This is a genomic window from Streptomyces sp. ISL-100, from assembly GCF_018614615.1.
GTDB lineage: Bacteria > Actinomycetota > Actinomycetes > Streptomycetales > Streptomycetaceae > Streptomyces.
Map to the genome: position 1 here is coordinate 1 of NZ_JAGGOK010000149.1, position 9,984 is coordinate 9,984.

Annotated in this window: 3 protein-coding genes and 5 pseudogenes; 4 read left to right on the plus strand and 4 right to left on the minus strand. The window is 67.2% G+C overall.

Annotation, left to right across the window (positions count from 1 at the left end):
- Nucleotides 1-1,022 (minus strand): annotated as a pseudogene (locus J7E89_RS40200) (IS256 family transposase); the annotation flags it as partial.
- A 252-nt stretch (nucleotides 1,023-1,274) separates the two neighbouring features.
- Between J7E89_RS40200 and J7E89_RS42610 the strand changes: the two are divergent.
- Together J7E89_RS42610 and J7E89_RS40210 are read left to right on the plus strand one after the other, a co-directional pair.
- The gene (locus J7E89_RS42610; protein WP_374197001.1) at nucleotides 1,275-1,430 is read left to right on the plus strand and encodes a hypothetical protein; all 156 of its coding nucleotides are present in this window, start codon (nucleotides 1,275-1,277) and stop codon (nucleotides 1,428-1,430) included.
- 689 nt (nucleotides 1,431-2,119) lie between these two features.
- Nucleotides 2,120-2,444 (plus strand): annotated as a pseudogene (locus J7E89_RS40210) (hypothetical protein).
- 8 nt (nucleotides 2,445-2,452) lie between these two features.
- On the opposite strand, the gene J7E89_RS40215 reads toward J7E89_RS40210, so the two are convergent.
- Nucleotides 2,453-3,319, minus strand: a complete 867-nt coding sequence (locus tag J7E89_RS40215) for a GNAT family N-acetyltransferase (RefSeq protein ID WP_214981467.1) — start codon at nucleotides 3,317-3,319, stop codon at nucleotides 2,453-2,455.
- Nucleotides 3,320-4,046: 727 nt separating this feature from the next.
- Nucleotides 4,047-4,549: pseudogene (locus tag J7E89_RS40220) on the minus strand (AAA family ATPase).
- Between the two features lie 823 nt (nucleotides 4,550-5,372).
- Here J7E89_RS40220 and J7E89_RS40225 point away from each other — a divergent pair.
- Nucleotides 5,373-6,174, plus strand: a pseudogene (locus tag J7E89_RS40225) (RNA polymerase subunit sigma-24).
- A 341-nt stretch (nucleotides 6,175-6,515) separates the two neighbouring features.
- The gene (gene fabV, locus J7E89_RS40230) at nucleotides 6,516-7,724 is read left to right on the plus strand and encodes an enoyl-[acyl-carrier-protein] reductase FabV (protein ID WP_214981468.1); all 1,209 of its coding nucleotides are present in this window, start codon (nucleotides 6,516-6,518) and stop codon (nucleotides 7,722-7,724) included.
- A gap of 55 nt (nucleotides 7,725-7,779) precedes the next feature.
- Here the strand turns inward: fabV and J7E89_RS40235 are convergent.
- Nucleotides 7,780-8,508 (minus strand): annotated as a pseudogene (locus tag J7E89_RS40235) (helix-turn-helix domain-containing protein).
- Between the last annotated feature and the right edge of the window lie 1,476 nt (nucleotides 8,509-9,984).

Here is a 9,984-nt window from a genome sequence, read left to right on the forward strand (position 1 = left end):
AGTATGAAGCCGACTTCCCAGAGACGCACGATCGCCGGATACTTCTTGCCCCAGACGCCGGCGAACTCGGCGAACCGCTCGAGTGCCGCCTACTCGGTCGGTGCGGTGTAGACGGGCTTGAGGACCTTCGCGATCTTGTCCCAGTCCTGGCGGGCGGCATAGCGGAAGGAGTTCCGCAGCAGGTGGACCACGCAGGTCTGCACGATCGTCTTCGGCCAGACCGTATCGACCGCGTCGGGCAGGCCCTTGAGCCCGTCGCAGACCAGCATCAAGACGTCGTTGACGCCGCGGTTCTTGATCTCGGTGAGGATGTGCATCCAGTGCTTGGCGCCCTCGCCGCCGTCGCCGGCCCACAGTCCGAGGATGTCCCGCCGGCCCTCGGTTGTGACGGCCAGGGCCACGTAGACGGGCCGGTTGGCGACGGCGCCGTCACGGATTTTCACGTGGATGGCGTCGATGAAGACCACCGGGTAGACGGCGTCGAGGGGCCGGTTCTGCCATTCGGCCATGCCCTCGAGGACCTTGTCGGTGATCGTGGAGATCGTCTGGCGGGATACGTCGGCGCCGTAGACCTCGGCGAGGTGGGCCTGGACCTCGCCGGTGGTCAGACCCTTCGCCGCGAGGGAGATGACCATCTCGTCCACGCCGGAAAGGCGCTTCTGCCGCTTCTTGACGATCCTCGGCTCGAAGCTGCCTTCCCGGTCGCGGGGCACGGCTATCTCGACCGGGCCGACATCGGTCAACACGGTCTTGGCTCGGGTGCCGTTGCGTGAGTTGCCACCGTTCTTCCCTGCCGGATCGTGCTTGTCATAGCCGAGATGGTCGGTGATCTCGCCCTCGAGAGCGGACTCCAAGAGCCGCTTGGTCAACTGCTGGAGCAGCCCGCCCTCGCCGGTCAGCTGAAGGCCCTCGGCCTGAGCCCGGCCCACCAGCTCGTCAATCAGCCGGTCGTCCACAGACTTCGCCGGCACCGCCTCAGACGGCTCGACGGACTCAGCCTCGGTCACGTTGTCACTGGTCATCGATGCATCTTCCATGATCGGGAGTTACACCGAACGTTTTACAGTCCCCGACCAGGGGCTTGGGGCAGACCCGCACCACCAACCCGCCGTCTGCGACACCGATATGTGTACACCATTTGAGGAATCCATCACTAGGCCGTGTTCTAGAAGTGTGGTCCCTGCCTCGCCTCGCGCCGTGATGATCTCGGTGTGGGGCAAGGGAATCTTTCAGATGGCCAGTGGGCGGTACTCGAACCGTTGTTGCGGGTCGCGGTGATAAGCAGGCCGTCGGTGTGTCGGCGACGGTTGATCGACGGGATCCGCTGGCGAGTGCGGGCCAGCACCCCGTGGCGGGTTTTTGCCGCCCTCGTACGGGCCGTGGCAGACGGTCTATGGGCTCTTCCGCCGCTGGCAGCGCGATGGTGTTGACCGGGCTGCAGTCCCGGGGCAGACGCGGCCGGGCTGATCACCTGGGAGGTGAACGTCGACCTCACGATCTGCCGTGCTCACCAGCACGCGGCGGGCGCCCGCCGGGATGGTCAGGCCGAAAAGCAAACCGCCCGGCAGCCGCAGACCGACCAGCCCGCAGCAAGAGGACCACTTCGTGCCCATACAGACAGAACCGCACCGGGTCCGAGCACTTACGCCCAGACTGCTGGACGCGAGCCAGCCTCGTCTTTGTCAACAAGACTCTCAGGCCCGGGCGTATTCAAAGGCTCGGCTCGCGCCCCCAGAACGGCAGCTAACGCCGACGCTCGCTTTCCCATTAGGCGTACTCATCCCGCGCAACCGCGTGTATCTGCGTCGACGAGAGATCCGGTGCACGATCCCGGAATCGGCCGACCAGGCCGGCCATCGCAGGCGCCGGGGAACGGCTGTTGGGCGGCCTCCCGCTTTCGACCGCGAGGACTACAAAGCCAGGCACGCGGTCGAGTGTGGCATCAACCGGCCGAAGCGGAACCGGGCGGTGGCAACCCGGTTCGACAAGCTCACCCTCCGGTTCGAGGCAACCGTGCTGATAGCTGCGATCAACGAATGGCTGTGACCTGTCGGGGATGTCGGTCTCGCACGTCATCCTGACCGCGGTCAGGTCAGCGAGTCGAGGGGGAGCAGGTTCGATGGGGGCTGCGTATTACTGCGCCGGCAGCGAGAACGGTGACCACATCGACGACCCGTCCGAGGACGCGCTGTTCATGCTGATCGACGACCTCAACGATTCAGACGACACCTTCGTAGTCATCCAGCCCGACGAGGACGACCCGGCCTGGTTCACCTCGGTCGCCGTCTTGGACCAAGGCGGCTACGAAGTCGTCCGCCGCGACACCACGCGCCACGAGCACGACGTCGTCACCGAAACCAGCATCGACCGGATCGCCCGCGACCATCTGGATGGCCGCCCGCGATTTCCCCGGACGCCCAACCCAACAGACCAGCGACTTCTAAAACACGGTTTAGGCGTCCCGGAATTGGTCCCGGACCTCGGGGCGTTGCTGGAAGCCGGCTGACTTGTAGGTGGCGACGGCGCCGACATTGGAGCTCGGAGCGCAGACGATCGCGCTCGACGAGCCCAGCTCCTGGAGTGCGGCCGCCGCGGCGCCGGTGATCGCCTCGCCGTAGCCGTGACGGCGATGTTCCCTGTGCACGCCCATCGGTTCGAGCAACCCGGGCCTACCCGGACCGGCCGACCACACCGTCACCGCCGCCACCGCGTTGCCCTGGTCGTCGTACGCGTCCAGACACCGGGCGTCGGCGTACGGCAATCCGGCCGCCATCGCGTGCCAGCGCTCGTCCGTGAGCCTCGACCCGTCGAACGCTGCCCGATGTACGGCGGCAAACACGTGCGCCTGCTCCGGTCCGACCACCTCGATCCGCACGCCCGGGTCCTTCACCGGCACCGTGAGGTCGCGGCGCAGCGGTGTCCACGGCTCGTCGGCGTTCCAGCCGTCCTCGAACAGCAGATCTTGGACCAGTGCACCCATCGGCGCCTCGATGTTCACCTTCCCCTCGGGCAGCACGCCGCGCTCCGGCTCGGTCACGTCTTCAACCAACTGCTGCGCCAGCTCCTCCTCCCGCTGAGCGCCTGGCGCGATCGTCAGCCGCAACAGCCCGGGACCGTCCAGCAGCCCGACGGCGAGAATCTGTCGGTCCCGGCTCCACATCCTGACCGCCGCGGCGGTCGCTTCCGCGCCTAATCGCCAGAACCAGCCCAGGTCCCCCGGATGCAGTTGCATCGGCGCCCCGTCGTACTGCCACTCCCGCAGCACGCCCACAACCTCGCTCAGCCCGTCGACTCCCGGCTTGCCCAACACAATCGCCACACCCCCGATCACACACCACCGCACCGACAGTCCGCACCCGGTTTCCGACCGGTCGGCGTGGTGCGGTAACACCTCCTCCGAAGGGATCGTTTCTCCCTCACCCGTACGGCCCCGCGGGCGCATCCGTGCCCAGCCCAGATGCCGCATGTGAAGCAGCAGCCTCCAGGCCGGCTGCGGCCCCAAGGCCAAGCCTGGCCCTCCGCAGGGTCCACGGCCCGGCGGAGGACGCCGGACGCCGGACACGGACAGGCGACCGGTGCCCAATGCCCGGTGACACTGAAGGAAGGCGGCAATCATGCAGCCGAACTGCCTGCAGTACAGGCCGCGTCCCCTCCTCCTCGGTGTCGCCGAGCAGGTCCGCGGGCGCCTTCCTCGCCTCCGCACTGAGGCGGTCGAAGAGCCCTCGGCTCTTCGTCCAGCAGCCGGCCGATGTCGGCGTGGACGCCGCGCCAGGAGCCCCGGGGGCCACCCGGATGGGGCGCGCATTGTCCGGGATGGGAGGCCGCATACGTGCACACCGCGCTCACGCCGCGCTGGACGGCCGCACCCCAAGCGCGAACTGGGCACTCCGATCGTCGGCATCCCACGCGCCGCGCTCCACCCGCTGCTCCGCGAGGCTCTGCCGCTTCCAAGTTGGTTCAGTCAGCAGGAAGCCCCCGGACCGACTGGTCGAAGAAGCCCACCATCGACAGCTAAGCCAGTAAGCCAGGCTCCTCGCTGGCTTGCGTCAGCTTGTCTCGACGCGGGCGGCGGTGAGGTTGTCGAGAATCGCCGAGACCGTCTGGTCCGGTGTCTGCTCCGAAGTGTCCAGCCAGAACCCGATACTCGGAGTCTCTGCGCGCAGGGACTGATCAAGCGCATTAACCGTCCAGGCCCCGTACCCGGTCTTGGGTCGTCCGGCCTCTCTGCTGTGCACAGCAGCAGTGGAGGGCGCCAACACGACGACATACAAAGGACGTGTACACACCTTGGTGACGTACCGAGGCAGATCTTCGCCCAGCACCACGTCCTGGACAATCGCGGTCCATCCGTGACGGGCGTATTCGTCAGCAACCAGTGCAGAGAGTTGGTAGCGGAGTTCCAACTGGGCCCTGGCCTCGTCAGTTTCCTCGGGCAGGAGTTCCTCGCGGCCGAGATCATCATTCGCCGGAAAACGTCGCCGCGTACATGCGCGGCCCGCGGCAACCGCCTGGCGAGCAGGTCGGCCACCGTGGACTTCCCCGCCGCCATCACACCTGTGATCAGGATGACGGCAGAATCTAGTTCTTTCTCCACGCCGGCCGCTCGCTCACAGACGGTATTCGGTTCAATCAGCATGCACGACAGTCTGCTGGTGCCGACCGAGAGGAAGCATCCGGATTTCCTGACGTGTGGGTAGGCCGCGGTCCCTCTCAAGCTCGCTGGGTTCTCGAACGCTCACTTGACTTGACGCTTGGCCAGTTTGCCGTGGTTCGGTGCCGACCTTGTGGTGGGCGGGCCAGCTATGCCTCGCCGGTGGCGAGGACTCGTCCCACGTCATGGCGGGTGGCCGGTGCTTGCTCTTCGAACCGGGCGGCCAACCTGAGCCGGGATGCAAGGGTTTCTTCTCGCGCTGGGTGCGACACTCTCGCTCCCAGAAGAGGAGGTACGACCATATGGGCTTTCGAGCACCGCCGGTCGTGTTGCCGGGCACCAGCTACTGACTGCCCGAGCCGGCCTGCAGCACGGTGGCGCGGATTCACCCCGACTATCCGGTGATCTACGAGGACAACGCCATCTGGGTGGCTGAGTTCCTGCCTTTCCCGAGCGCCGAAGCGATGACACGGATGCTGGAGTGCCGCTATCCGATGTGGATTGCCTGGGCCGGCCGTCCGTACGCGGTGGCGTTCGCTGATCTGCACGGGCAACTCCGACGCGACATGCCCGAAGGGTCTTCCGGGTTACCGCATTGCCTGGCACGAATGGTTCCTCTCCGTCGCCCGGGTGAACAAACTCCGCAAATGGACTCCAGTTGCCCGGCATTGACACCTATCTGGAGATTTGGCGGATCAGCGTCGGCCTGCTGCCGTACATCATCACCGCCGAGTACTACCTGGGGCATGACCGGTCCGAGCCGGGCCTGAGCGAGATCGTCGGCGAGCGACGACATCTGATCAACCTCGCCTACCGGCTGCTCGGTTCGCTGGCCGAGGCCGAGGACGCCGTGCCATCGAATCGCCCGGCTCCTGGCTGACGACGGTGGCCACCCGCATCTGTCCGGACCTGCTGGGATCGGCGCGGGTCCGGCGCGAGCGCTACGTCGGCGAATGGATGCCCGAGCCGCTGCCCGACCGCACGGAGTGGATCAGCGGACCGTCGGGCGGCGGCAGGGCCGAGCCGGCCGACCCCGCCGACCGGGTCACCCTGGACGAGTCGGTGAGCATGGCCTTCCTCGTCGTACTGGAGTCCATGACGCCGGCCGAACGCGTGGGGCGCTGGAGCCGGCGGTTCCGACGGCCGGGCAGGCCGGTCTGGTGCGGCATTTCAAAGAGGCGTGGGAGGCCAGGGACATCAAGGCCCTCGTCGATCTCCTCGACCCCGACGCCACGATGATCGCCGACGGCGGCGGACTGGTCGGCGCCGTCCTCCGCCCGGTCGACGGCAGCGAACGCATCGCCCAGTACCTGCTCCACATCGCGGGCAAAGCCCCTGGGCTGACGCTCCTGGAGCGGACGGTCAACGGCCGGCCCGGTCTCGTCGCCCAGCACGCCGGCGTCACCGTGACCGTGGCGGCGTTCAGCCTCATCGGCGGCCGCATCACTCGCATCTGGGCCATCCGTGTCGACCGCTCCCCTGTCCGCCGCCCCAGGAATTTCTTCTTCGTACTAGTGACCTGAGTCGTTGATGCGTCGGTAGTAGCCGTCGAGGATCTGATCGGCGATCTTGTGCCATCCGCAGGGCCAGGGTTGGTGTGACGCGTGCGCAACTCGCCAACGCCGAATAGAGGTTTATCGAGACATTCCTGCCGGTCGACAGGTTCGGTCCCTACCCCGCGGGATGGGACTTGGGTGCCGCCAGCTGTCCCCGCTGGAGCTAGTGGGAACCCTCCAAGCCCGGCTGGACATCGTTGTTCCGGTCAAGATCGCCGTGTTCATCCGCACGGCCGCAGACTTGCGGGACGGGGTGGCCGATGCGGCCGCCGCGTCCTTGTCCGTGACGACACCTGGGACACCACACCGTGAGCGAACGCGTCATTGCGCCCAAGAGCCGGGGCTTCCTGTTCCTCGACTCCCATCCTGGCGGCTGCCGACAGCTGGTGGACGAGATGTGGCGGGACGTCCCCGCCCCGGTCACCGCCGGGGGCGAAGGGCCGGTGGCTCTGGTCATCGGCTCGTCCGCCGGGTATGGCCTGGCCGCTACGATCGCGGGCCTGGCCCGTGTCGGTATCCGTGGCATCGGCGTGTGCTTCGAGAAGGCGCCCGCGCGCCGCACCGGCACGGCCGGCTGGTATCGCACCGCCGCCACCGCCCGGCTCGCCCAACAGCACGGGCTGGACATGGTCTTCCTCAACGGCGATGCGTTCAGCGACGCGATGAAGGAGCAGGTTGCCGACCTCCTCGCCGAGCGGTTCGGGGGGCGACTCGACTTCCTGATCTACTCGGTGGCAGCGCCTCGCCGCACCGACCCGGACACCGGCAACGTGTATGCCTCGGTCCTCAAGCCGGTCGGCTCGCCGTACACCACCAAGACCCTCGCCTTCGACGAGTACGGCGCCCCTGAGGTCAAGGAGGTCACCACCGCGCCGGCCGAGGGCGACGACATCGAGCAGACCGTGGCGGTGATGGGCGGCACCGACTGGGAACGGTGGATCACATTCCTGGCCGACCGGTCCCTGCTCGCCGACGGCTTCACCACCGCCGCCCTGTCCTACATCGGCTCGCCGCTCACCGCGGCGATCTACCGGCAGGGCACCATCGGCGCCGCAAAGGCCCATCTCGAAGCCACCGCACGCACGTTGGACGAGCGCCTCGGCAAGACCCTGGGCGGCCGGGCCATGACCTCGGTCAACGCCGCTGCCGTCACTCAGTCCTCCACCGCCATCCCCGGCATCGCCCTGTACGTCGGGCTGCTGCGCGGCGTCCTCGGCGACGCCATGGTGGCCCCGATCGGTCAACTGGTGGAGCTGTGGGACCAGCTGACCGGCGCCCGTCCCCTCGACCTCGACGACGAGGGCCGGGTCCGCCTCGACACCTGGGAACTCGACCCCGCCGTGCAGAACGCCGTCGCCGAACGCTGGAGCACCGCCACCAGCAACACGATCACCGAACTCGCCGACCTCGACTGGTTCAGCGACGAAGTCCGCCGCCTCTACGGCTTCTCTGTCCCCGGCGTCGACTACACCGCCCCCGTCGAAACCGACGTCCCCTGGCCCACCCCCACCATCTGACCCGCGCCACGAACGCCCCCGATCGCGTCGTAGAAACGAGGTCGCGGCGCCAGCCCTAGTGACCTGGGCCGCTGATGCGGCGGCAGCAACTGGCGAGGCTGTCGAGGATCTGCTCGGCGGTCTTGTGCCATACGTAGGGGCGGGGGCCGGCGTTCCAGTCCTTGATCCAGGCGCGGATGTCGCGTTCGAGGGCGGGGACGGAGCGGTGGGCGCTGCGCTGGAGTTTCTTGCAGGTGAGCTCGGCGAACCACCGCTCGACCAGGTTGAGCCAGGACGAGCCGGTCGGGGTGAAGTGCAGGTGGAAGCGGGGGTGGGCCAGCAGCCACCTCCGGACCGGCTCGGTCTTGTGAACGATTCAGTGCGGTGCGGCTTGAGACCGAAGGCCCGCCAGGTCCTGGACACCATCGACGGCGACATGCCGGCCCACCGGGCCATAGACCGCGTCCACCGATGGGTGGCGTTCGTCGGCTTCGTCTCCAGCGTCAGCCGCACCAGTTCGGCGACCTGCTCGTCGGTGACGGTCCGCCCCCGGCCCGGCCGGGGCGCATCACCCAGCCCGTCCAGCCGGTGGGTGACGAACCGGGCCCGCCACTTGGAGACCGTCTCGTTCGGTGACATTGAGCAGCCGGCCACCGAACTGGCCGACCGTGGCAGCAACCCGTCCGGCTCAAGCTCGGCATACGCCAGCACGATCCGAGCCCTCAACGCGAGTGCCTGCGGCGTGGATTGAGCCCGCCCCCCCCAGCACCGCACGCTCATGCTCCGACAACACAAGCTCAGCCAACCGCGGCCCCGGACACCCCCGTGCATATCAAACGACGCATCAACAACTCAGGTCACTAGGGTGTTGCAGGGCCGTATTGCAGGGCATCGCACCTCAGGCCGCGATGCCGTAGGCCCGGCCCGCTCGACAGCAACCTCTTCCCCTCGGCTATCGCGTGGAGAAGATGTGTCGTTGCCTGCGGGCGGCTTGCCCACCGGAGCTGACCTGGGGGGGGCGGTCGGTGTCCGAGTTGGGTTCAGCCGCCCTTGGGTGCAACCCCCTGCCGGGGCCGCTGGGATGTTTCCAGATGAGATGTGCCTCGCGACGGTAGATGCCACTTCTCAGCGTTAACCGTCACCTGTGGTCGAGCGGCCGTGCACACCACTCCCCCGCATGAGGAGGAAGAGAAGCCCGTAGGTCGACGTGCTGCGGCGCTGCTGAGGCAGACGTGGATCACATGCTGAGAGCGAACATGCTGCCTGATGCGTCGCGCTGGGCTGGCCTTGCCGCTTATGCCGTAACTGGGCACCCTGCCGTCGGGGTTGTGGCGGATCCCCTGGTCGCCGGGCTGCCGGTGGCTACTGCCCCTGTCAAAACCGGTTGGGAGACTCTGTACATACTCCCGCTGGCCGTGGTCTCCGAAAACCCTCGCCCTGCTGACACTGGATGTCCGCGCGACAACTTCCGCAGACCACCAGGGCTTTGCGGTGCCGCGCCAGCCATGAGATCTGCCCATGGCGGCCGGTTGCCCGATCGTCCGAGGTCCGCGAGTTTGGCGACGTGGTGGACTTCCACTTCGTCGATCCGCCCGCATGATTCGCACCGTCCGGCGAGGAGCCGGGTGACCAGCTCTTTGCGTTTGATGTCGACCGGGGCCAGCCGGCGGTCGGTGATGACCGTCTTCGTGTTTCGTCGCAGCGGGATCCCGCCGAACCGTCCGACCAGCGACTTCCTGCCGGTGCGTTCGACGCGGGCCTCGAAGCACTTGCGCAGCCCGTGCGGCGTCTCGATATCGACGCCCAGCAGCCTCGGAACGACCGTGCAGGATCGGGCAGGGGCATAACCTACGTAACAGGGTCGACCGGCCCACCCGTGTATGCAGGGCAGCGGCAAGAGGGCTCCCCGCCGGGCGGCACCTATAGCGAACGGTCGGGCCGTCAACCTGTACGGCGAAAGTACGCCGCGAACAATGAACGTTCTCGTAGTACAGCCGCCGCACCGTCTGCTCGATCATGGCACCACCGCACCCTGAGGCAAGTCACCTTGGCCTCACGGGTTCGCCACCAGACGAATCGCTCCGCCCTCATAGAGCACGCGCTCCACCAGCAACTCGCTGAGGTGCGGAAACAGGTCACCGGCGAGCTCATCACACCGCACCACGGTCCTAGATGACGCTATGCCGCCGAGACGGAACCCCGTTGATCACTCTCACGAAATTTGCGCCTGATCCCGCAAAGAACGAACGAAACCATAGGACCTAGCGGTGGTTTGTTGACG